Genomic DNA, 22,699 nt, shown 5'->3' on the forward strand with positions numbered 1-22,699 from the left:
GTGCGCAACTGGCGCTGGCTACTGCTGGTGCTGGCGGTGCTGCTGGCTTGGCTGCAGTACCGCTTCTGGTTCGGGCCTGGGAATTCCGGCGAAGTCATGATGCTGGAAGCCCAGGTCGCGCATCAGTCACAGGACAACGAAGGTCTGCGCCAACGCAACCAGGCGTTGGCAGCAGAGGTCAAGGATTTGAAGGACGGCGAGGCCGCAATCGAGGAACGCGCGCGCAGCGAGCTGGGCATGATCAAACCGGGCGAGACGTTCTATCGCGTGGTCGAGGATGCACCGCCGTTGCCGCCTGCAGTGGTCGCGCCGTCCGCTGCGCCCGTCGAGCCCGACGCTCCGGCGGAACAGCCATGACCGGTTCGATCTGGGCGATCGTGCCGGCCGCCGGGCGCGGCACGCGCTTTGGTGGGCACACCCCCAAACAATATCTGTCCGCTGCCGGGCAACCGCTGATGGCCTACACGCTGGCGGCGCTTGCCGCGCATCCGGTGGTGGCCGGCATCGTGGTGGCCATTGCGCCCGACGATGCGGATTGGCCAGGCTGGACCTTGGTGCAGGACAAGCCGGTGCTGACCTGCGTCGGCGGTGGGACACGTGCGGCATCGGTGCTGGCCGGATTGCTGGCCTTGCCGGAGAGCGTGCGGGCCGATGACTTTGTGCTGGTGCACGATGCCGCGCGGCCCAATCTCGCCCTGGCCGATCTGGAGCGCCTGCTGGAAATCGGCCGCGGCGATCCGGTCGGCGCGATCCTCGCTGCACCGGTGCGCGACACGCTCAAGCGTGCCGGCGACGATGGCGGCATCGATGCCACCGAGCCGCGCGAGCGGCTGTGGCGCGCGCTGACCCCGCAGCTGTTCCGTCGCCATCAACTGATCCGCGGCCTTACCGAAGCGTCGGCCGCTGGCGTGGACGTGACCGACGAGGCGATGGCGATGGAGCGGCTGGGATTGCGCCCGTTGCTGGTGGAAGGTGCCGAAGACAACTTCAAGGTGACCACGCCAACGGATCTGGCGCGCTTCGAATTCGAACTGGCGCGCCGCGGCGTGGCAGTGGATGCCCGGTCGCCTGCAACCGACCCGCGCGCCGGGGCGGTCGTTGGTCAGACCGATGCGCTGTCCGCTGGCGCGCACCACGACGCCGACGCTCCCTAATCACCACGGATTACCATGTCTTTCAATTTTCGAATCGGTCAGGGCTACGACGTGCACGCGTTCGGTGCGGGCGACCACGTGATGCTGGGCGGCGTGCGCGTCGCGCACAGCCATGGCGTGCTCGCGCACAGCGATGGCGACGTGGTGCTGCACGCGCTATGCGATGCGATGCTGGGCGCGCTGGCGCTGGGCGATATCGGTCAGCACTTTCCGCCGTCCGACGCGCGCTGGAAGGATGCCGACAGCGCGCAGTTCCTGCAGCATTGCGATCACTTGCTGCGCGAGCGCGGCTGGCGGGTCGGCAATGCCGATGTCACCGTGATCTGTGAGCGCCCCAAGATCGGCCCGCATGCGCTGGCGATGCGCGAGCGTATTGCCGGCCTGCTGGCGATCGAACTCGATGCAGTCAGCGTCAAGGCCACCACCAGCGAAAAACTGGGCTTCACCGGCCGCAGCGAGGGCATCGCCGCGCAAGCGGCGGTCTTGCTCGGCAAGATCGCTGGCTGACCGCGGCTCACAGACGCCTGCGCTTACTGTCGGTGTGCGCGGACGTTGGCCGGGCACGGCGATTGCCACGCATACCCTGCAGTGCTGAGCCTGCCGTCCACACGCATCCGGCCACCGCCGGCCAGGTGTTCCAGCCGCTCCATACCGCGGTTACCTGTGCCGGGCTCGTCTTGGCGTCGCACCGCGACACCACCGCGCCGAGGCATTCGGCTCACAGCGCACGACCTGTCGGCGCGAAGGTAAATCACAGCATGAGCGACACCTCTGTTCTGCCGCGCGCGCATGGCGCTGCGGTCCTCGACGCGGCAATGCGCAGCACGCCCGAGGATTTTCAGGTCGATGAGCTGCCGGCCTTCGAGCCCACCGGCGAGGGCGAGCACCTGTTGCTCACCATCCGCAAGCGCGGGCAGAACACCGCCTATATCGCGAAAAAACTCGCGCAGTGGGCCGGGATCGCCGAGATGGGCGTCAGCTACGCCGGGCTGAAGGACCGCCATGCGGTGACCACGCAGTGCTTCAGCGTGCATCTGCCCAAGCGCATCGCGCCGGAGCTCGCCACGCTCGACGACGATGAGATGCAGGTCATCGCCAGCATCTGGCACAACCGCAAGCTGCAACGCGGCGCACTGCTGGGCAATCGTTTCGTGTTGACGTTGCGCCAGGTGCAGGGCGAGCGCACGGCGATCGAGCAGCGCCTGCAGGCGATCGCCGCGCGCGGTATCCCGAACTGGTTTGGCGAACAGCGTTTCGGCCGCGATGGCGGCAACGTGGCCTCCGCGCTGGCGATGTTCGGTTATGTGTCCAATGCCGACGGCACCGTGTCGGCGGCGCCTGCATCCCGGCGGCGGCTGCGCAACGATCAACGCGCGATGCTGCTGTCGGCAGCGCGTTCGGCGTTGTTCAATCGTGTGCTCAGCGCACGCGTGGAGCAGGGCAGCTGGGACACCGCGCTGGAGGGCGAGGCGTGGATGCTGGATGGCTCGCGCAGCGTGTTCGGCCCCGAGCCGTTCACCGATGTACTGGCAGAGCGCCTGGCGCGCTTCGATATCCATCCCAGCGGGCCGTTGTGGGGCGCCGGCGAGCTGCGTTCGACCGGGCAGGCCGCGGCGGTGGAGCAGGGCGCATTGTCCGACCCGCAATCGGAGGTGCTGCGCCAAGGCCTGGAGGCCGCGGGCCTGAAGCAGGAGCGCCGCGCACTGCGCTTGCGTCCGCAACAGCTGGAGTATCGCTGGCTGGATGCGGACAGCCTGCAGATCGAATTCGCACTGCCGCCGGGCTGCTACGCCACCGCGGTGCTGTGGGAGCTGGGCAAGGTCAGCGACGCCGGCCGTCTCAACGCCGGCCTGCGTTCCGACACCTAGGCCTGCTCGGTGGTCGTCGACCGCCCGGCAAACACGTCACCGCCGTAGCAGCGGACCTGGCCGCGACAGGCCTGCCCATCAACGCGTCCTTTGCGCAAGCGCATGGCTACATCGGCGACCCATCGCCCAATCGCCGCTAACGCCGCGCCAGCAACACCAGCAACGCCCCGGTGCCACCTTGCGTGGCCGGCGCGGAATGAAACGCCAGCACGTCGTTGCGCTGACGCAGCAGGCGATCCATCAGGTTTTTCAACACCGGCGCGCCGTTGTCCGACTGCAGCCCCTTGCCGTGGATGATGCGCACGCAGCCATGCTCGTGCGCATGCGCTTCCAGCAGGAACTGCCGCAGCAGGGCTTCCGCCTGCGCGGCGCTGGCGCCATGCAGGTCCAGTTCGTCCTGGATCGAGAACTGACCGCGCTTGAGCCGCTGAAACAATCGGGTGGGAAGATTCTCGCGCCGGTAGCTGGCGGTATCGCCCGCCTCCAGCGGCGCACTGTCGCGCAGCAGACGCGCGAATTCGGTGTGCGCTTGCGCCTCGTCGCGCTCGGCCATGCGTGCGCGCGGCTTGGGGCGCGGCTTGGCATTGGCCGGTGGGGCGACTTCACGAATCGGCTTGACCGCGCCGATCGCTGCGCGGAACAGCGCGCCGTCGTCTTCGTCTTCAGGATGCGACATGCGCACAGCCTAACCTGCCCAACCCCAGGTGCAAGCGAAGATCAAGCGCGAAGGGCGCGGACGCATCCGGTATCATGACCCGGTTTTCCGAGGAGTCCCATGCGCGTACTGGTTAGCAACGACGACGGTGTCGACGCCCCCGGCATCCAGATTTTGGCCGAGGCGCTGCGCCATGCCGGTCATGAAGTGATGGTGGTCGCGCCCGACCGCGACCGCTCCGGCGCCAGCAACTCGCTGACGCTGGATGCGCCGATCCGCACCCGCCGCATCGACGCGCAGACCTGCGCGGTTGCCGGCACGCCGACCGACTGCGTGCATCTGGCGCTGACCGGCATGCTCGATTACGACCCGGATATCGTGGTCTCCGGCATCAACAACTCGGCCAATCTCGGCGACGACGTGATCTATTCGGGCACCGTGTCCGCCGCGATGGAAGGCCGCTTCCTCGGCCTGCCGGCGGTGGCGGTCTCGCTGGTGACGCACAATCACGAAGCGCATCACTACGAAACCGCCGCGCGCGCCGCGGTGGAGATCGTGGCGCGGCTGAAGGCCGACCCGTTGCCCGCCGATACCATCCTCAACGTCAACGTGCCGGACCTGGCCTGGTCGGAGGTGCTCGGTTTCGAGGTCACCCGGCTGGGCAACCGCCACCGGTCCGAGCCCTGCGTGCCGCAGCGCGACCCGCGCGGCCGCACCGTGTACTGGATCGGCCCGGCCGGGCCGGAGCAGGACGCTGGCGCCGGCACCGACTTCCATGCCGTGCGCACCGGGCATATCTCGATCACCCCGATCCATGTCGACCTGACCCGCTATCAGGCGCTGGAGACGGTGGCCGGCTGGGTGGGCGGCCTGACCGCCGCGCTGGATACGCCGGCATGACGCCGAGGCTGCGGCTGCAACCGGAATCGGTCGGGATCGGCATGACCTCGCAACGCGTGCGCGACCGGCTGGTCGAGCGCCTGCGCGAGGCCGGCATCCAGGACGAGGCCACGCTCAACGCGGTGCGCACCGTGCCGCGCCATCTGTTCATCGACGAAGCGCTGGCCTCGCGTGCCTACGAAGACACCGCCCTGCCGATCGGCCACGGCCAGACCATCTCGCAGCCCTGGGTGGTCGCGCGCATGACCGAGGCGGTGCGGCAGGTCGGCCCGACCAGGGTGCTCGAAGTGGGCACCGGCTCCGGCTACCAGGGCGCGATCCTCGCCGCGCTGGGGCTGGAGGTGTACACGGTCGAGCGTATCGGCGACCTGCTGCGGCAGGCGCGCAAGCGCTTCCGCCATCTGGGCATGAACGTGCGCAGCAAGCACGACGACGGCCGCATCGGCTGGCCCGAACACGGCCCCTACGATGCCATCGTGGTCACCGCCGCCGCCCCGGCGCTGGTCGATGCGCTGGTCGATCAGCTGGCGGTCGGCGGGCGGCTGGTCGCCCCGGTCGGCGGCGCCTCGTCGCAGTCACTGGTGCAACTCACCCGCGCTGCCGACGGCGCGATCGAGCAGCAGGTTCTGGCGCCGGTCACGTTCGTCCCGCTGTTGTCGGGCATGCTGGATTGAATCCATGAGAGTCTTTCGATGAAGATCTTCGGGCCGTTGTACGACGTGGCCATTCGTTGGTCGCGCAATCGCCGCGCTCCGGCGCTGCTGACCGGCCTCAGTTTCGTGGAGGGCTTCATCTTCCCGGTGCCGCCGGAGGTGATGCTGGCGCCGATGTCGCTGGCCGAACCCCGGCGCGCCCTGTGGTTTGCCACCCTGAGCCTGATGGGCTCGGTCTGTGGCGCGCTGGTCGGTTATCTGCTGGGCCATTTCGCCTTCGCCGCATTGCAGCCGTTGATCGAATGGCTGGGCTGGAGCGCGAAGATCCAGGCGCAGATCGAGACGCTGCGCACGCTGGTCGCCGATTCGCCGTGGCAGGCCTTCTGGGCGCTGGTGCTGGTGGGCTTCACCCCGATCCCGTTGAAGATCTTTACCTGGGCCTCGGGCGTGGTCGGTGTGCCGATCCTGCCCTTCATCGCCAGCATGCTGGTGGGGCGCGGCAAGCGCGTGTATCTGGTGGCCGGCGCGATCCGGCTGGGTGGGGCGCGTGCCGAAGCCGCGCTGCATCGCTGGATCGAGCCGCTGGGCTGGGTGGCCATGGCCGTCCTGGCGGTGGGCGCGGGCTGGCTGCTGTGGAAGACAACCAACGGATGAGCAAGTTGCAGATGAATTCGGTACGTAAGACAGCAGTCCTGCTCGCAGTCGCCGTCGGGCTGGGCGCCTGCAGCAGCGCCACGGTGGTGCGTTCGCCCGGAGCCGGCGGTGGTTCGGCGTCCGCGCGCCCGTCCGCGGCGCCGCGTCCGTCGGTGCCGCGCCCGGGGGCGACCGTCACCGTGCAGCGTGGCGACACGCTGTACGCCATCTCGCGCCGCACCAATATCACCGCGCAGGACCTGGCGGCCTGGAATGGCCTGTCCTCGCCGAATACCATCTATCCCGGTCAGACCCTCAAGCTCTATCCAGCCGGAGCCAGCAGGCCGGGCGGTGGCGCGGCCAGCGCCGGCACGGTGGTTCCGCCGCGCCCGAGCGCGCCGATCGCAGCACCGGCCAGCAGCGGATTTCCGTGGCGCTGGCCGGCCGACGGGGTGGTGGTCGGCACCTTCGTCAGCGGCGAGACCACCAAGCAGGGCGTGGACATCGCCGGTGCCAGCGGGCAGGCGGTGCGTGCAGCGGCCGATGGCGTGGTGGTGTACTCCGGCGCCGGCCTGATCGGCTACGGCGAGCTGATCATCATCAAGCACAACGACCAGTGGCTGTCCGCCTACGGACACAACCGCAAGCGCCTGCTCAACGAAGGCCAGAGCGTCAAGGCCGGCCAGCAGATCGCCGAGATGGGCCGCAGCGGCGCCGCCCGCGACATGCTGCACTTCGAGATCCGCTACAACGGCAAGCCGGTGGATCCGCTGCTGTATCTGCCTAAAAAGTGAATAGGGAATAGGGAGTCGCAACAGCCTTGGGCTGGAGCTTTATCGGTGGGCCGCGTGCGACGCCCTGCAGAGGCACGGCATCTTAGGCTTTATCAAATTATGGTTTGACAGAGAAACTTCAGCCCGGCCTGCTTTCCCGATTCCCGATTCCCGATTCCCGATTCCCGATTCCCGATTCCCGATTCCCGATTCCCGACTCCCTAATCCCTAATCCCTAATCCCTAATCCCTAATCCCTAATCCCTAATCCCTAATCCCTAATCCCTAATCCCTAATCCCTAATCCCTAATCCCGGCCTTCCAGAATCATCGCCAAGGCCACCCGGCGGCCTTCGCTGGCCAGCACGTTGTAGGTGCGCGCCGCGGCCGCATTGGTCATCGCTTCCAGGCCGATGCCGCGGGTCAGGCAGGCTGCCAGCACGTCCGTCTTGGGGAACTGCTGCCGCTCGCCGGTGCCGAGCAGGATCACCCCCGGGGCGAGCGCCAGCACCGCGTCCATGTGCGCGACCTGGAGTTGTTCCAGGCCGGACACCGGCCAGCCTTCCACCAGCTCGTCCGGCATCAGGATGAAGCTGCGCTGCAGAATCTGCTCGTTCACCTTGGCGTGGCGGCCATCGGCCGCGCGCAGCGCATAGGTGTAGTCGGGGTGTTCCTGGCTTAATGGCATGTCGAACTCGTCGGGTCAGCCGCGCGGCAGCACGATCTGACGCTTTTCCTTGCTGGGGCGGTACAGGATGGCGACATGGCCGATCCGCTGCACCAGCGCGCTGCCGGTCTGCTGGACCAGTTCGGCGATCATGGCGTCACGGGCCTCGCGATCCTCCGATGTCACCTTCACCTTGATCAATTCGTGGCGTTCGAGCACTTCCTCGAGTTCGGCCAGAAATGCCGGCGTGACCCCTTTGCCGCCGATTTGCAGCAGTGCCTTGAGATCGTGGGCCTGGCCGCGCAGGAAACGGTTCTGGGCGGAGGTGAGAACAATGGACATGCAGGATCAAAGGGAAGCAAAGGGTGTTCAGGGTATCATGGCGACCCGTTCAGACCCTTTTGCCGATGCCTTCCCGTAGTAAAAGCAGCCAGCGCTGGCTCAAGGAACACTTCGCCGATCCGTTCGTCAAGAAGGCGCAGGCCGAAGGCATGCGCTCGCGCGCGGCCTACAAGCTGGAGGAGCTGCTGCAGCGCGACCGCCTGCTCAAGCCGGGCATGGTGGTGGTCGACCTGGGCGCGGCGCCAGGCGGCTGGTCGCAGCAGGTGCGCAAGTCCATGGGCGACAGCGGCCGGGTGGTGGCGCTGGATATCCTGGAAATGCCGCCGCTGGCCGGCGTGGAGTTCCTTCACGGCGACTTCAGGGAGCAAACCGTCCTATCGGAATTCGAGGCGATGCTGGGCGATGTGCCGGTTGACCTTGTGCTGTCCGATATGGCCCCCAATAAGAGTGGCATGGATGCGGTCGACCAACCGCGGATGATGCACCTGGCGGAACTGGCGATGGAATTTGCCGACACCCACCTCAAACCGGGCGGGGCGTTCCTGATCAAGCTGTTCCAGGGGGTCGGGTCCGATGACTACATTCGTGAGCTTCGCCGCCGCTATGACAAGGTGACGATTCGCAAGCCGGCGGCCTCGCGCAAGCGCTCCCCGGAAGTTTATGCGCTCGGTCAGGGCAAGCGTGCCCAGATCAAGTAAGCTGCCAATGACCACCGTGTTTCAAGAATTGAAGAGTAGAGGGCACCGGAGCCAATGAGGATGAACGACTTGACCAAGAATCTGCTGCTGTGGGTGGTCGTCGCGGTTGTGCTGATGGTCGTCTTCCAGAGCTTCTCGCCGCGGATGGCGGGCGGTGTCGGCCCCGACTCGATCACTTACACCCAGTTCCTGAAGGAAGTGGACTCGGGCCGCGTGAAATCGGTGGATTACACCGACGAAACCAACCTGGCGGTCAATGCGATCCGCTTCAAGCGCACCGACGGCAGCGAAGCCACCGTCTACGGTCCGCGCGACGACAAGCTGGTCGACGTGCTGTATAGCAAGAACATCGAAATGACCCGCCAGAAGCCCTCCACCGGGCCTGGTTTCTGGTCGTTGGTGCTCAATTTCCTGCCGGTCATCCTGATCATCGGCTTCTGGCTGTTCATCATGCGCCAGATGCAGGGCGGTGGCGGCGGTGCCAAGGGTGCGATGAGCTTCGGCAAGTCGCGCGCCAAGCTGCAGGGCGAGGACCAGGTCAAGATCACCTTTGCCGATGTTGCCGGCTGCGACGAGGCCAAGGAAGAAGTCGGCGAGCTGGTCGATTTCCTGCGCGACCCGACCAAGTTCACCAAGCTGGGTGGCAAGATCCCGCGCGGCGTGCTGATGGTCGGCCCGCCGGGTACCGGCAAGACGCTGCTGGCCAAGGCGATCGCCGGCGAGGCGAAGGTACCGTTCTTCAGCATTTCCGGCTCGGACTTCGTGGAAATGTTCGTGGGCGTCGGTGCCAGTCGCGTGCGCGACATGTTCGAGCAGGCCAAGAAGCATGCGCCGTGCATCATCTTCATCGACGAAATCGATGCGGTGGGCCGTCATCGCGGCGCCGGTCTGGGCGGCGGGCATGACGAGCGCGAGCAGACCCTGAACCAGTTGCTGGTCGAGATGGACGGTTTCGAAGGCGGCGAAGGCGTGATCGTGATCGCGGCGACCAACCGTCCCGACGTGCTGGATCCGGCGCTGCTGCGTCCGGGCCGTTTCGACCGCCAGGTCGTGGTCGGCCTGCCGGACGTCAAGGGGCGCGAGCAGATCCTGCGTGTGCACATGCGCAAGTTGCCGCTGGCCGACGACGTGGTGCCGATGGTCATCGCACGCGGTACGCCGGGCTTCTCCGGTGCCGACCTGGCCAACCTGTGCAACGAGGCGGCGTTGTTTGCCGCACGCGGCAGCGAGAAGGAAGTCCGCATGGACCACTTCGATCGTGCCCGCGACAAGATCCTGATGGGTGCCGAGCGCCGCTCGATGGCCATGAGCGAGGACGAGAAGACGCTCACCGCGTACCACGAGGCGGGCCACGCCATCGTCGGCCGTCTGGTGCCCGAGCATGACCCGGTCTACAAGGTCACCATCATTCCGCGTGGTCGTGCGCTGGGCGTGACCATGTACCTGCCGGAAGGCGACCGCTACTCGATGAACCGCGTGGCGATCGAATCGCAGCTGTGCTCGCTGTACGGCGGCCGCGTTGCCGAGGAACTGATCTTCGGCGGCGACAAGGTCACCACCGGCGCGTCCAACGACATCGAGCGTGCGACCAAGATGGCACGCAACATGGTCACCAAGTGGGGCTTGTCGGACGAACTCGGCCCGGTGGCCTACGGCGAGGAAGAGGACGAGGTGTTCCTGGGGCGTTCGGTCACCCAGCACAAGAACGTCTCCGACGAGACCGCACGCAAGATCGACGAAGTGGTGCGCTCGATCCTGGACAAGGCCTACAGCAAGACCAAGACCGTCCTCACCGAGAATCTGGACAAGCTGCATGCGATGTCGCAGTTGCTGTTGCAGTACGAGACCATCGACGTGCCGCAGATCGACGCCATCATGGAAGGCCGCGAGCCGCCGCCGCCGGCGGGTTGGGGCAAGTCCGACAAGGACGGTGGCAACAACAACGACAAGGGCAGCCCGCGTCCGTTGCCGCCGATTGCCGGGCCGGCCGAGCAGCTGTAACCAACGCATCGGCCAGCTGCAGCAGCATTCATCAAGGCCGGGAAGCGATTCCCGGCCTTGATGCGTTGTAGCGCCGCCCCGGCGGCGCTGATCGCAACCATCCAAGGAGACACCACCGATGTTCGACACCGCCCTCAAGCTGGATTGCGCCGGGCGCGCGCTGCGACTGGATGCGCCGCAGGTGATGGGGATCGTCAATGTCACGCCGGATTCGTTTTCCGACGGCGGCCAGCACGCCAGCTGCGACGCCGCCATCGCGCATGGTTTGCGGTTGGTCGAGCAGGGTGCCGCGGTACTGGATATCGGTGGCGAATCCACCCGTCCCGGTGCCACGCCGGTATCGCTGGAGGAAGAGCTGCAGCGCGTGGTCCCGGTGATCCAGGCATTGGCGCAGCAGACCAATGTGCCGATCAGTGTGGATACCTACAAGCCGGAGGTGATGCGCGCGGCGGTCGCAGCCGGCGCGGGCATGATCAACGACGTGCATGCGCTGCGCTCGCCGGGTGCGCTGGATGCGGCAGCCGAATTGCGGGTGCCGGTGGTATTGATGCATGCACGCAGCGCGCCGCATGCGATGCAGGACGCGTCTCACTATGACGACGTGGTGGCCGAGGTGCATCGCTTCCTGGCCGAGCGCATCTTCGCGGCCGAAATGGCCGGGATCGACAAGCGCCGCCTGATCCTCGACCCGGGGTTCGGCTTCGACAAGACCACCACGCACAATCTGACCGTGCTGGCGCAGTTGCAGCGCCTGCAGGAGTTCGGCCTGCCGGTGCTGGCGGGGCTGTCGCGCAAGCGCAGCATCGGTGAGTTGACCGGGCGCCAGGTCGCCGCAGAGCGCGTATACGGCTCGGTCGCTGCGCATCTGATCGCCGCCCAGCACGGCGCGGCGGTGCTACGTGTGCACGATGTGGCCGCCACCGTGGATGCCCTGAAGGTATGGAGCGCGATGGCGGCGATTCCGCTGCCGCGGGTGAGCGCGCCGGCGGCATCGGGCATTCGCTGGCCGGACGAGGACTGATGCCGGCCGACCGCCGCCCGCTGGCGATCGCGCTGATGGGGCCAACCGCCAGCGGCAAGACCGCGCTGGCACTGGATGCCGCGCAGCGCTGGAATGGCGAGATCGTCAGCGTCGATTCGGCGCTGGTGTACCGCGGCCTGGACATCGGCGCGGCCAAGCCGGATGCGGCGATGCGCGCGGCAGTGCCGCATCACTTGATCGATCTGCGCGAGCCCTGGCAGATCTATTCGGCGGCGGAATTCGCCAGCGATGCGCGGCAGGCGATCGAGCAGATCGTGGCGCGCGGCAAGCTGCCGATTCTGGCCGGCGGCACCGGGCTGTACTTCCGCGCCTTGCTGGAAGGGCTGTCGCAGTTGCCCGAGGCCGATCCGGCGGTGCGCGCGGCAATCGCAGCCGAAGCCGGGGAACTTGGCTGGGCGCGGATGCACGCACAACTGGCGGAGGTCGACCCGGTCGCGGCGGCGCGGATCCATACCACCGATCCGCAGCGGATCCAGCGCGCGCTGGAGGTCTATCGCATCAGCGGCAGGCCGATCAGCGACTGGCAGGCGCTGCCACCGGGGCTGCGTTTGCCGGTGCGGGTGCTGAAGATCGTGCTGGCGCCGCGCGAGCGCGCGGTGCTGCATGCACGCATCGAGCAACGCCTGGACACGATGCTGGCACAGGACTTCCTGGCCGAGGTGGAACGTCTGCGGGCACTGCCGCAACTGCGTGCGGTCGCCGCGCCGCTGGATCTGCCCGCAGTGCGCTCGGTGGGGTATCGCCAGGCCTGGGAGTACCTGGATGGGGCCGGTCGCCTGGCCGACTTTCGCGACAAGGCGGTGCAGGCCACCCGTCAACTGGCCAAGCGGCAGCTCACCTGGCTGCGTGGCGAGCTCGACGCACGCTGGTTCGACCCGGAGCATGACCGCCAACGATTGGAACGCGCACTTGTCGGCTTCCTCGGTCAACGTCCCGCTGTACGGCAGGCTTCAGGCGTGTAACATCCCGTTTCCGGGGCCGGCTGGGGATGGCAGGTGTCGACCGGGACTATAAGAACAATAATGAAGAGGAGTTTTCGATGGCTAAGGGGCAATCTTTGCAGGATCCATTCCTCAACGCGCTGCGGCGCGAGCGGGTGCCGGTCTCTGTGTATCTGGTCAACGGCATCAAGCTGCAGGGCACGATCGAGTCGTTCGATCAGTTCGTGGTCCTGCTGCGCAATACCGTGAGTCAGATGGTCTACAAGCACGCCATCTCCACGGTGGTGCCGGCGCGCAATGTGCGCGTGGGACCGGGTGGTGGGTATGTGCAATCCAATGAAGGCAACCAGGCGGAAGATGACGACGTCGAGCGGTAATGGAGTAGTGCGTGTTTGATCGCTCACGCAAGGGTGAACACGCGTTGTTGATTCAGACCCATTCCGGTGGGCCTGCCGAAGAGGATGTGCTGGAGGAGTTCGCCGACCTTGCCAAGTCGGCGGGCGCCACCGTGGCGGCCACGCTCACCGCGCGCATCGACAAACCGAACCCGTCGACCTTGATCGGCAGCGGCAAGCTGGAAGAGATCAAGGCCGCGGCCGAGGCCACCGGCGCGGATCTGGTGTTGGTCAACCACACCTTGTCGCCAGGCCAGGAGCGCAATCTGGAGCGCTATCTGGAGCGGCGCGTGATCGACCGCACTGGCTTGATCCTGGACATCTTCGCGCAGCGGGCACGCAGCCACGAGGGCAAGTTGCAGGTGGAGCTGGCGCAGTTGCGGCATATGGCCACCCGGCTGGTACGCGGCTGGACCCACCTGGAGCGTCAGCGCGGTGGTTCGATCGGCCTGCGCGGCCCTGGCGAAACCCAGCTGGAAACCGACCGCCGTCTGCTGCAGAAGCGTGTGGAGCAGTTGCAGCAGCGGCTGGAAAAGGTCGAGGTGCAGCGTACCCAGATGCGGCGTGCGCGCATGCGCAGCGAACTGCCGCGGATTGCATTGGTCGGTTACACCAATGCCGGCAAATCCACGCTGTTCAACGCCTTGACCGGTGCGGAGGCCTACGTGGCCGACCAGTTGTTCGCCACGCTCGATCCCACCGTGCGCCGCATTGCGCTGCCCGGTGGCAGTGCGATCCTGGCCGATACGGTCGGCTTCGTACGCGACCTGCCGCACCAACTGGTCGCCGCATTCCGTTCGACCTTGTCCGAGGCGCGCGACGCCGATCTGCTGTTGCATATCGTCGATGCGGCCGACCCGCTGCGCGAGGAACGCATCCAGCAGGTCGATGAGGTGTTGCATGCGGTGGGTGCGGGTGATTTGCCGCAGCTGCTGGTGTTCAACAAGATCGACAAGATCGAAGGCGCGCAGGTGCGTCACGATGCGCAGGACGGCATTCCCGACCCGGCGCGGCGCGAACGCGTGTGGGTCTCCGCGCGCGACGGACGCGGGCTGCAGGAATTGCAGCATGCGCTCGGGCAGCGACTGGACCTGCGCCATGTGACCGGGCAACTGCGGTTGCCGCCGTCGGCCGGCCGTCTGCGCTCGAAGTTGCATCAACTGGAAGTGGTGCGCGGCGAGCAGTCCGACGAGGACGGCTGGTTGCTGGAGGTCGACCTGCCGATGGTCGAGGCCGAGCGCCTGGCTGCCGGCGACGACGGTGCGCCATTGCGCGCGATGCTGCCCGATCGTCGCGAAGACTGGGAGTCGTGAGCGGCGCTGCACGGTCGGCTTGGCCCGGCCGTGCGCATCGATGTGGTCAAGGCCGGCAGATGGGTGCCGGCGGTGTGGCGATCGCGCTGCGCGGCTGTGGCGTTTATTTGTTGGCGCGGGCGCATGCGTGTCCGAAGCAGTCGTGCAGGCGTGAGATCGTTCGCCAGCCGCCGATATCCTTGCGATCCTGTCGCCCGCGCAGGCGATGCCCGCTGCCATTGGCTGCACACCGCCACTGAGCCCCGGCCACGTCGGCACTGGCGCGGAATGGGCGCCAGCGCAGACAGGCGCGGCAAATTCGGCTAAAACGTCGGTTGCTTCTTCATTCGCCGTGCCCATGTCCATCTCCGCCGATTCCGAACTGCAGCAGCTGGCCGAACGCCTCGGTCAGCAGTTGCTTGCCGCGCGCGAGCGCCTGGTCACTGCCGAGAGCTGCACCGGTGGCTGGATCGCCAAGGCGGTCACCGATGTGGCAGGGTCCTCGCACTGGTTCGACTGCGGCATGGCCGCCTACAGCTACGAGGCCAAGCAGGCCTTGCTGGGCGTGCGGCCGCAGACGCTGGAAGTGCACGGTGCGGTCAGCCGCGAAACGGTGATCGAAATGGTGTCGGGCGCGCTGGTCAATTCCGGTGCGAGCATCGCGGTGGCGGTGACCGGCATCGCCGGGCCGGGTGGCGGCAGCGAGGACAAGCCGGTCGGCACGGTATGGATCGGCTGGAAGCGGCGCGGCGGCTATGCCACTGCGCAGTTGTTCCAGTTCGCTGGCGATCGCGATGCAGTGCGGCGTCAGACCGTGGTTGCCGCGCTGCAGGGCTTGAGCGCGCTGCTTTAGTCTGCGTACGGAAGGAAAGCGCACGCCCATGCTGCGCAGCGTGTGGCGCTGGCAGCGGCGATGCTCCTCGACGTCGAGCGTTTACGCAGGCGATGCATGGCTGCAATGCAGCTTTGGCCGCAGTAGGTTCGCTGCGCGCGCCGTAGCTTCTGCCAGCGGCGTTGTCCAGCCTGGTTCCTTCGCTAAAGTGCGGCGACGCGCGCGTTGCGGCACCCGCCGCAGTGCGCCGCAGGTTCTTGTCGGGGGACAGGCATGCGCACACAACAGCAACGCAGCACCGGGCTTGCGCTGGCGCTCTTCGCGGCAGCACAGGCATCGCCGCTGCATGCGCAAACGGCCACGCAGCAACAGCGCAACGAGCCGGCAACGCTGGCTGCCCTGAAGGTGACTGCGCAAAAGCGCGAGGAATCGCTGCAGAACGTACCGGTGGTGGTCTCGGTCCTTCCCGAGCAACTGCTGCAGGACAGCGGCGTGCACGACATCAAGGAGCTGCAGGTGCTGGTGCCCGGCTTGATCGTGACCAGCAGTCAGAGCGCTGCGCAGACTACCGCACGCATTCGCGGCGTTGGCACGGTGGGCGACAACGCCGGGCTTGAATCCTCGGTCGGTGTGGTCATCGATGGGGTGGCGCGCGCGCGCAACGGCGTGGGCTTCGCCGATCTCGGAGAACTTGAGCGCATCGAGGTGTTGAAGGGGCCGCAAGGCACCGTGTTCGGCAAGAACACCTCGGCCGGCGTCATCAACGTGGTGACGCGTCGGCCCAGTTTTACCCGCAGTGCCGATGCCGAGATCACCGTGGGCAACTATGGCGCGCTCGGGATTGCCGGCGCCTTCAACGATGCGCTGGGCGACACCAGTGCCTTGCGCGTCTATGCGGCCAGGCGACGTCGCGACGGCTTCGAACAGGTGGTCACCGGTGCCGGCCCGCGCACCGCCAGCGACGATGGCGACCAGAACCTGCGCACTGCGCGCGTGCAGTGGTTATGGGAACCCGGCACCGACCTGGACATCCACCTGGCTGCCGACTACACCCGCCGCGAGGAAAACTGCTGCGTCACCGTCACCACCGAACGTGGACCGACTGCAGCGCTGATCGATGCGCTGGCGCCAGGCGGGCAGGGCACGATTGCGCGCGCCGACCCGCAAGGCAGGCGCGCCTACAGCAACCGCAGCACCGCGCAGGATATCCAGGACAAGGGCGTGTCGGCGCAGCTGGATTGGACCACGCCGTGGCTGAGCGAGGCGGTGCTGACCTCGATCACCGCATTGCGTGACTGGAGATCCATCAACGGCCTGGACTTCGACTACAGTGCGGCCGACATCCTGTACCGCGCGCCGCGCCAGGACGAGATACTGACCCGGTTCAAGACCTTCAGCCAGGAACTGCGCCTGGCCGGATCGGGCGAGCGCCTGGACTGGATGGTCGGTGCGTTCTACGCCGACGAAACCCTGCATCGCAACGAGTCCTATCGCTTCGGCAGTGCCTACGAGCCCTATCTGTCCAGCGTGTTGCTTGCACGGGCCAATCCGGCGCTGGCCGCACGGACGGATGCAACCCGGTTTCTCGCCGACGCCACCGGCTTGCCGGCCGGCACGCTGTTCCGCGGCCAGGGGAGCCAGGATCGCTTCCGGCAGGATGGCACCAGTGCCGCGCTGTTCACCAACAACACCTGGCATGCCACCGACGCATTGGATGTGGTGGTTGGGCTGCGCTACACCTACGAGCGCAAGGCCTTGCAGTCGAGGTTCGAAAATCCCGATGGAAGCCCGGCGTGCGCCAGTTACTTCGCAGCCAACGGTCAGCTCGATCCAGCTGCGTTGCGGCGTATCGGGGCCGCGCTGGTCGCGCGCGGCGTGCCTGCGGCGGCAGTGCCGACGATCGCACCACAAGTGGTCGGTTTCACCTGTCTGCCCTGGGCCAACGTCGCCCATGCCGGCCGTCGCACCGAGCAACGCCGCAGCGAGCGCGAATGGTCCGGTACGGCGAAGCTGGCATACCGCTGGAGCGATGCGGTGATGACCTATGTGTCCGCCGCACGTGGCTACAAGGCCGGCGGTTTCAACCTGGATCGCGTGCAGTCCTCCGATGGTTTGTCCAGCGGCGTGCAAGGCATCCTGCCGGTGGACGACACCGCGTTTCCCGGCGAGTTCGTCGACAGTTACGAGCTTGGCGCCAAGACCAGCTGGCTCGGTGGCAACCTGCTGCTCAATGCGGCGCTGTTCTATCAGGACTTCAGCGACTTTCAGCTCAACAATTTCCTCGGGACCAGCTTCGTGGTGCGCGCCATTCCCAGCGTGGTGTCGCGCGGCATCGATGCCGAACTGCTGTGGCAGGGCGCCATGCCCGGACTGATGGTGCAGGGCGGGCTCAGCTACACGGATACCGCGTATGGCGACGATCCGCTGCCGGACGCCGATCTGGCACGGCTGCCGGGCAGTCGTTTGAGCTTTGCGCCACGCTGGTCGGCCAATCTTTCGGTCAGCTACGAGCACGCGCTCGGTAATCGCATGACCGGCCGGTTCAATGTCGGCGCAAAGTATGTTTCCGAGTACAACTCCGGCTCCGACCTGGATCCGCAGAAGGCGCAACCGGGTTATACGCTGCTCAATGCACGGGTGGGCATCGGCGCCGACGACAAGCGCTGGATGCTGGAAGCGTGGGCAGAAAACCTCGGTAACGAAACCTATCGCCAGATCGTCATCGACGCGCCGCTACAGGCGGGTTCGTGGAATGCATTTCTGGGTGCGCCGCGCACGTATGGGGTGACCTTGCGGTTGCGGTATTAGGTCTCGAAGGCCCGGGCGCGGCCTTGCCAAGACAGCAGGATGCATGCGCAAGCCCAGCCTCGGCCAAGAGCGGCTACAAAACGACTGTGCCGCCGTCAGGCGGACGCAGCCGGTGCTCGGAATCGGCATGTGCCACTTGTACACTCCGGTTCTCGGCGCGCAGTCCGCACCCACCTGACGACCGCTCGCTACGTTTTGTTGGCCGCTCTCAGCCCGCAGGTGGTTATGACGCGACAGGCACGTGCAGATCGGCTACAAACGAGGTCTTGTTTTTCAAACCGTGTGCCGATGCTTCCGCTTCTTGCTCATGCCTTCTTTCTGTCCGCACCGCGCCGAGCTGCTGACGCTGTCCTGGTGTTGCCGGATGGCCGGCGCGCAGCCGCCCGGCAGCCGATGCCTGCGGCGACCGGCCACCGCGCCGTCCTGTGCGCGAGCGATCATGTAGCCACAGGCGTTGTGCGTGGTCGTGCATGGTCAACCGGCGCTTGCAAGGAGCGCACACAAGCAGCGATGCACGTTGATGCGATACGGCTCGCTGCCGCAGCGCGATCGCAGGCGGTGTGTTGATGTGGGAGGCGCTCGGCACCGTTCGGGATCTTGGGCGGCTGCAGGAAATCGCGGCGGTGCTGATCCGCTACGGATTCGGCGACGTGGTGCGCCGTACCGGCCTGGCCGATGTGCTCGAACGTGCCGGCAAGCTGCTGCACTGGCATAATGCCGAGGGCCGCCTGCGCATGTCTGCGGCGGTGCGGGTGCGGCGTGCGCTCGAGGAACTCGGGCCGACCTTCGTCAAGCTGGGGCAGGTGCTGGCTACGCGTGTGGACCTGCTGCCGCCGGAGTGGATCGAAGAGCTGAGCGAGCTGCAGAACGCGGTGCCTGCGCTGCCGTTCGAACAGATCCGCCCGCAACTGGTCGCAGCCCTGGGCGCGGAGCCGGAAAGCGTGTTCGCCCGCCTGGACGAACAGCCTCTGGCTGCGGCATCGCTGGCGCAGACCCATCGCGCCTGGCTGGCCGATGGCACGCCGGTGGTGCTGAAGATCCGCCGCCCCGGCATCGGCGATGTCATCGATGCGGATCTGCGCCTGCTGGCACGCCTGGCGGAAATCGTGGAAACGCGTGCGCCCGATCTCAAGCGTTATCGCCCCGCCGAGGTGGTGCAGCAATTCACTGTCTCCTTGCGGCGCGAACTCGATTTCGCCGCCGAGTGCCGCAATGCCGAGCGCATCGCAGCCAATTTCGTCAACGCCCCCCAGGTGGTGGTGCCGTCCGTCTATTGGCAGTGGACCTGCGAATCGCTCAACGTGCAGGAATTCATCGACGGCATCCCGGGGCGGGATCTGGTCGCCGTGGATGCGGCCGGCCTGGACCGCAAGGCACTCGCACGCAGCGGCGCCGGCATCGTGCTGAAGATGGTGCTGCAGGATGGCTGCTTCCACGCCGACCCGCATCCGGGCAACATTTTCTATCTGCGCGACGGGCGCATCGCCGTCATCGATTTCGGCATGGTCGGGCGCGTGTCCGAGCAGCGTCGCTTCCAGGTCGCGCAACTGCTGCATGGCATGGTCAGCTACGACGCCGAAGCGGTGATCGACGTGTTGCTGGAATGGGCCGGTACCAGCCTGGAGATCGACGAGTCGCGGCTGCAGCAGGATATCGGTGCCTTCGTCGACGAGTATCGCGGGGTGCCGCTGAAGGAGCTGCGCATCGGCGCGACGCTGGGCGATATCACCTCGATCCTGCGCGATCACGGGCTGACCCTGCCGTCGGATCTGGCGCTGATGATCAAGGCGTTTCTCACGCTCGAAGGCATGGGACGCCAGCTCGATCCGGACTTCGACATGGCCACCGAGGCGCGCCCCTACCTCGAACGCGTGGTGCTGCAGCGTTATGCGCCCAGCGCGATGCTGCGGCGCAGCCGTCGCACCGTGACCGGCGCGATCGACCTGATCGGCGATCTGCCGCGCGATCTCAAACGGCTGCTGCAGGCCGCACGGCGCGGCAAGCTGCAACTGCAGATCGAAACGCGCGCATTGCGCGAGTTCGGCGAACAGGTCGATCGCGCGGCCAACCGGCTCACCATGGGGATCGTGACTGCCGCGCTGGTGATCGGCTCGTCGATCGTCATGAACAGTGTGGGTGGCAGTGCCAGCCGCTGGCTGCTGGCGTTGGGGGTCGGCGGCTTCATCGGTGCCGCCATCTGCGGCGTCTGGATCCTGTTCTCGATCTGGCGCAGCCGCCGCTAGGCGCGGCGTGCGACCCTGATTGCCGCCGCGTGCCTGGCAGTCGACGCACCTGTTGCGCTGGCGCCAGTGAGTAGTAATACTACTAACCATGGACCTGACCGATACCCAGCAAGCAATCCTGGCCTTGATCGCCGAGCGCATCGATGCCGACGGCGTACCGCCTTCGCAGACCGAGATCGCGCGCGCCTTCGGCTTCAAGGGCGTGCGCGGTGCGCAGTACCATCTGGAGGCATTGGAGCAGGCCGGTGCGATCCGGCGCGTCCCTGGCCAGGCCCGCGGCATTCGCCTGGCCGGGCAGGGCGCGCAGTCGCGCACCCCACCTGTCGCTGCAAGCGAGCCGGTGCGCGAGGATGTGCTGCGCCTGCCGGTGCTGGGGCGCGTGGCGGCAGGCCTGCCGATCGGCGCGGATATCGGCTCGGACGATTTCGTGGTGCTGGATCGGGTGTTCTTCTCGCCGTCGCCGGACTACCTGCTCAAGGTGCAGGGCGACTCGATGCGCGACGAAGGCATCTTCAACGGTGATTTGATCGGGGTGCATCGCACCCGCGACGCGCGTTCGGGGCAGATCGTGGTGGCGCGCATCGATGAGGAGATCACGGTCAAGCTGTTGAAGATCGGCAAGGACCGCATTCGCCTGCTGCCGCGCAACCCGGACTACGCACCGATCGAAGTGTTGCCGGATCAGGATTTCGCGATCGAGGGCCTGTACTGCGGGCTGTTGAGGCCGAATCGTTGAGCACTGCGCCGATGGCCGTGCTGGCGCTATCCCGAGCCGGTGCCGCAGGATTTCCCGCTGCCACTGCCATGGCCGCCTCTTTAATCTGAGTGTGTCGCAGCCAGTCTCAGCCTGTGCGATACACCTCAGCTACATTCGCCCTACACCGAAATCACTGACAAGGATCACCCAGATGGATGAGAACAAGAAGCGCGCCCTTTCCGCCGCACTGAGCCAGATCGAGAAGCAATTCGGCAAGGGCTCGGTGATGCGCATGGGCGACCGTGTGATCGAGGCCGTCGAAGTCATTCCGACCGGCTCGCTGATGTTGGACATCGCACTGGGGATCGGCGGCCTGCCCAAGGGCCGCGTGGTGGAAATCTACGGTCCGGAATCGTCGGGCAAGACCACCCTGACCCTGCAGGCGATTGCCGAATGCCAGAAGAAGGGCGGCACCGCAGCCTTCATCGACGCCGAGCACGCGCTGGACCCGATCTATGCCGCCAAGCTGGGCGTCAATGTCGACGACCTGCTGCTGTCGCAGCCGGATACCGGCGAACAGGCGCTGGAAATCGCCGACATGCTGGTGCGTTCCGGTTCGGTGGACATCGTGGTGGTCGACTCGGTCGCCGCGCTGACCCCAAAGGCGGAAATCGAAGGCGAAATGGGCGACCAGCTGCCGGGCCTGCAGGCCCGCCTGATGAGCCAGGCGCTGCGCAAGCTGACCGGCAATATCAAGCGGTCCAACACCTTGGTGGTCTTCATCAACCAGCTGCGCCACAAGATCGGCGTGATGATGCCGGGCCAGAGCCCGGAAGTGACCACCGGCGGTAACGCGCTGAAGTTCTACGCATCGGTCCGTCTGGATATCCGTCGCATCGGCGCGATCAAGAAGGGCGACGAAATCATCGGCAACCAGACCAAGATCAAGGTGGTCAAGAACAAGCTGGCGCCTCCTTTCAAGCAGGTCGTGACCGAAATCCTCTACGGCGAAGGCATCAGCCGCGAGGGTGAGCTGATCGACATGGGCGTGGAAGCCAAGCTGGTCGAGAAGGCCGGCGCCTGGTACAGCTACGGCGAAGAACGCATCGGGCAGGGCAAGGACAACGCGCGTGGCTATCTGCGCGACAACCCGCAGGTTGCGGTGCGGCTGGAAGCCGAGCTGCGTGAGAAGTTCCAGCCGGCCGAAGCGCCGCGCGAAGCCGGCGACGACGTCGAGAAGGAATAACAGCAGCCAGGCAGTGCGAGCCCAGCCGTCATCAGGCAGGTGTCTCGGCAGCAGCGCGAACCGGGACGTCCGCGTGGGCCACCCCCTGTTCTGCCTGCCTGCCGGGTCCGCCTGATGGCAGAACGGCAGCACTTGACGGCTGTGGCAGGTTTTCTATCGCGGGGACGGCGGAGTCAGTGCCGTCGCTTCCCGCGGTAGATCTCATCGAAGGCCAGGAAGGCCAGGAAGGCAGGCGCCACGGATGGCGCATTGATGCTGTGAGCTTGGTACTCGGGATACCCACGATGGACGAGCAACCGCCCGCGCCAAAGCGGGGACGCCGGTTCAAGGAACAGACTCCGGTCCAACGCGCACTGGGATTGCTGGTGCGGCGCGAGCATTCGCGCAAGGAATTGAACCGCAAGCTGCTGGCGCGCGGTATCGAGCCGGACGCCGCACAGGCGGCCGTGGAGCGCCTGGCTGACGAGGGGTGGCAGGACGACACCCGTTTTGCGGCCTCGGTCGTGCGCAATCGCGCAGGCTCGGGCTATGGCCCGTTGCATATCCGCGCCGAGCTCGGAACCCATGGGCTGGACAGCGATGCCATCAGCGCCGCAATGGCGACATTTGAAGGCGACTGGACCGAAAACGCGCGCGATCTGATTCGCCGTCGCTTCGGCGAGGAGGGGCCTACCGATCTGCCGCAACGGCGCAAGGCCGCCGATCTGCTGGCGCGGCGTGGTTTCGATGGCAACAGCATTCGCAGCGCCACGCGCTTCGACCTTGAGGACTGAGGGCGTCAGGCCTGCTACCCTTCGTGGTTTCAGGTTGTTCCGCTCATCTGCGCCCACATCTCATTGGGTGACCGGGACTGCCGCCCGC

At 66.5% G+C, this 22,699-nt stretch carries 22 protein-coding genes, 1 other RNA gene and 1 pseudogene; 21 read left to right on the forward strand and 3 right to left on the reverse strand.

Annotation, left to right across the window (positions count from 1 at the left end; all coding sequences use genetic code 11):
* From ftsB to truD, 4 genes and pseudogenes are all read left to right on the forward strand, one after another.
* Positions 1 to 357 (forward strand): cell division protein FtsB, encoded by a 357-nt coding sequence (gene ftsB, locus XarbCFBP7408_RS07615; protein WP_104562432.1) that lies wholly within the window; start codon positions 1 to 3, stop codon positions 355 to 357.
* Positions 354 to 1,061 (forward strand): annotated as a pseudogene (gene ispD / locus XarbCFBP7408_RS07620) (2-C-methyl-D-erythritol 4-phosphate cytidylyltransferase); the annotation flags it as partial. The gene ftsB and the pseudogene ispD, both read left to right, overlap by 4 nt.
* A gap of 108 nt (positions 1,062 to 1,169) precedes the next feature.
* Complete coding sequence (gene ispF / locus XarbCFBP7408_RS07625; RefSeq protein ID WP_039515953.1) at positions 1,170 to 1,661, forward strand: 2-C-methyl-D-erythritol 2,4-cyclodiphosphate synthase; 492 nt, start codon at positions 1,170 to 1,172, stop codon at positions 1,659 to 1,661.
* Between the two features lie 251 nt (positions 1,662 to 1,912).
* Positions 1,913 to 3,022 carry a tRNA pseudouridine(13) synthase TruD gene (truD, locus tag XarbCFBP7408_RS07630; RefSeq protein ID WP_104562434.1) on the forward strand — a complete coding sequence of 370 codons (1,110 nt, stop codon included), beginning with the start codon at positions 1,913 to 1,915 and terminating at the stop codon, positions 3,020 to 3,022.
* Positions 3,023 to 3,158: 136 nt separating this feature from the next.
* On the opposite strand, the gene XarbCFBP7408_RS07635 is transcribed toward truD, so the two are convergent.
* Positions 3,159 to 3,698 (reverse strand): Smr/MutS family protein, encoded by a 540-nt coding sequence (locus XarbCFBP7408_RS07635; RefSeq protein ID WP_181106409.1) that lies wholly within the window; start codon positions 3,696 to 3,698, stop codon positions 3,159 to 3,161.
* Positions 3,699 to 3,797: 99 nt separating this feature from the next.
* Between XarbCFBP7408_RS07635 and surE the strand changes: the two genes are divergently transcribed.
* The 4 genes from surE to XarbCFBP7408_RS07655 are packed head-to-tail and all read left to right on the forward strand — an operon-like array spanning position 3,798 to position 6,657.
* Entirely contained in the window at positions 3,798 to 4,577 is a 780-nt protein-coding gene (surE, locus tag XarbCFBP7408_RS07640) for a 5'/3'-nucleotidase SurE (RefSeq protein WP_104562436.1), read from the forward strand.
* Complete coding sequence (locus tag XarbCFBP7408_RS07645; protein WP_104562437.1) at positions 4,574 to 5,251, forward strand: protein-L-isoaspartate(D-aspartate) O-methyltransferase; 678 nt, start codon at positions 4,574 to 4,576, stop codon at positions 5,249 to 5,251. The genes surE and XarbCFBP7408_RS07645 overlap by 4 nt, the downstream gene beginning before the upstream one ends.
* Positions 5,252 to 5,269: 18 nt before the next feature.
* On the forward strand, positions 5,270 to 5,884 hold the full coding sequence (locus tag XarbCFBP7408_RS07650; protein ID WP_104562438.1) for a YqaA family protein: 615 nt from the start codon (positions 5,270 to 5,272) through the stop codon (positions 5,882 to 5,884).
* Positions 5,881 to 6,657, forward strand: a complete 777-nt coding sequence (locus tag XarbCFBP7408_RS07655) for a peptidoglycan DD-metalloendopeptidase family protein (protein WP_181106411.1) — start codon at positions 5,881 to 5,883, stop codon at positions 6,655 to 6,657. Before XarbCFBP7408_RS07650 ends, XarbCFBP7408_RS07655 begins: the two co-directional genes overlap by 4 nt.
* A gap of 284 nt (positions 6,658 to 6,941) precedes the next feature.
* Here the strand turns inward: XarbCFBP7408_RS07655 and XarbCFBP7408_RS07660 are convergent, their stop codons facing one another.
* Together XarbCFBP7408_RS07660 and yhbY are read right to left on the reverse strand one after the other, a co-directional pair.
* The gene (locus XarbCFBP7408_RS07660) at positions 6,942 to 7,322 is read right to left on the reverse strand and encodes an Mth938-like domain-containing protein (RefSeq protein ID WP_104562440.1); all 381 of its coding nucleotides are present in this window, start codon (positions 7,320 to 7,322) and stop codon (positions 6,942 to 6,944) included.
* 15 nt (positions 7,323 to 7,337) lie between these two features.
* Complete coding sequence (yhbY, locus tag XarbCFBP7408_RS07665) at positions 7,338 to 7,643, reverse strand: ribosome assembly RNA-binding protein YhbY (protein WP_104562441.1); 306 nt, start codon at positions 7,641 to 7,643, stop codon at positions 7,338 to 7,340.
* Positions 7,644 to 7,708: 65 nt separating this feature from the next.
* On the opposite strand from yhbY, the gene rlmE reads away from it, so the two are divergent.
* The 13 genes from rlmE (at position 7,709) to recX (ending at position 22,611) form a co-directional block, all read left to right on the forward strand.
* Complete coding sequence (gene rlmE, locus XarbCFBP7408_RS07670; RefSeq protein WP_016904005.1) at positions 7,709 to 8,341, forward strand: 23S rRNA (uridine(2552)-2'-O)-methyltransferase RlmE; 633 nt, start codon at positions 7,709 to 7,711, stop codon at positions 8,339 to 8,341.
* Between the two features lie 60 nt (positions 8,342 to 8,401).
* Positions 8,402 to 10,342: an ATP-dependent zinc metalloprotease FtsH gene (gene ftsH / locus XarbCFBP7408_RS07675; protein WP_181106413.1), complete on the forward strand. Its 1,941-nt coding sequence runs from the start codon at positions 8,402 to 8,404 to the stop codon at positions 10,340 to 10,342.
* 118 nt (positions 10,343 to 10,460) lie between these two features.
* Positions 10,461 to 11,363: a dihydropteroate synthase gene (gene folP, locus XarbCFBP7408_RS07680; RefSeq protein WP_104562443.1), complete on the forward strand. Its 903-nt coding sequence runs from the start codon at positions 10,461 to 10,463 to the stop codon at positions 11,361 to 11,363.
* The gene (miaA, locus tag XarbCFBP7408_RS07685; RefSeq protein WP_104562490.1) at positions 11,363 to 12,346 is read left to right on the forward strand and encodes a tRNA (adenosine(37)-N6)-dimethylallyltransferase MiaA; all 984 of its coding nucleotides are present in this window, start codon (positions 11,363 to 11,365) and stop codon (positions 12,344 to 12,346) included. The genes folP and miaA overlap by 1 nt, the downstream gene beginning before the upstream one ends.
* Positions 12,347 to 12,423: 77 nt before the next feature.
* Positions 12,424 to 12,702 carry an RNA chaperone Hfq gene (gene hfq, locus XarbCFBP7408_RS07690; RefSeq protein ID WP_104562491.1) on the forward strand — a complete coding sequence of 93 codons (279 nt, stop codon included), beginning with the start codon at positions 12,424 to 12,426 and terminating at the stop codon, positions 12,700 to 12,702.
* Between the two features lie 11 nt (positions 12,703 to 12,713).
* Positions 12,714 to 14,033, forward strand: coding sequence for a ribosome rescue GTPase HflX (gene hflX / locus XarbCFBP7408_RS07695; RefSeq protein WP_104562444.1), 1,320 nt, complete (start codon positions 12,714 to 12,716; stop codon positions 14,031 to 14,033).
* Positions 14,034 to 14,370: 337 nt separating this feature from the next.
* On the forward strand, positions 14,371 to 14,865 hold the full coding sequence (locus XarbCFBP7408_RS07700) for a CinA family protein (protein ID WP_181106415.1): 495 nt from the start codon (positions 14,371 to 14,373) through the stop codon (positions 14,863 to 14,865).
* A 252-nt stretch (positions 14,866 to 15,117) separates the two neighbouring features.
* Complete coding sequence (locus tag XarbCFBP7408_RS07705) at positions 15,118 to 17,652, forward strand: TonB-dependent receptor (RefSeq protein ID WP_104562445.1); 2,535 nt, start codon at positions 15,118 to 15,120, stop codon at positions 17,650 to 17,652.
* 127 nt (positions 17,653 to 17,779) lie between these two features.
* Positions 17,780 to 17,856, forward strand: a non-coding RNA gene (locus XarbCFBP7408_RS07710) — sX9 sRNA.
* Positions 17,857 to 18,218: 362 nt separating this feature from the next.
* On the forward strand, positions 18,219 to 19,895 hold the full coding sequence (ubiB, locus tag XarbCFBP7408_RS07715) for a 2-polyprenylphenol 6-hydroxylase (protein WP_104562446.1): 1,677 nt from the start codon (positions 18,219 to 18,221) through the stop codon (positions 19,893 to 19,895).
* A gap of 88 nt (positions 19,896 to 19,983) precedes the next feature.
* Complete coding sequence (gene lexA, locus XarbCFBP7408_RS07720; RefSeq protein WP_104562447.1) at positions 19,984 to 20,631, forward strand: transcriptional repressor LexA; 648 nt, start codon at positions 19,984 to 19,986, stop codon at positions 20,629 to 20,631.
* A gap of 172 nt (positions 20,632 to 20,803) precedes the next feature.
* A complete protein-coding gene (gene recA / locus XarbCFBP7408_RS07725) occupies positions 20,804 to 21,838 on the forward strand; it encodes a recombinase RecA (RefSeq protein WP_016904265.1) in 1,035 nt (344 codons plus the stop codon).
* Positions 21,839 to 22,122: 284 nt separating this feature from the next.
* Entirely contained in the window at positions 22,123 to 22,611 is a 489-nt protein-coding gene (gene recX, locus XarbCFBP7408_RS07730) for a recombination regulator RecX (protein ID WP_104562448.1), read from the forward strand.
* Positions 22,612 to 22,699 lie beyond the last annotated feature (88 nt).

The sequence above is a fragment of the Xanthomonas arboricola pv. guizotiae genome (assembly GCF_002940205.1).
Taxonomy (GTDB): Bacteria; Pseudomonadota; Gammaproteobacteria; order Xanthomonadales; family Xanthomonadaceae; genus Xanthomonas; species Xanthomonas arboricola_C.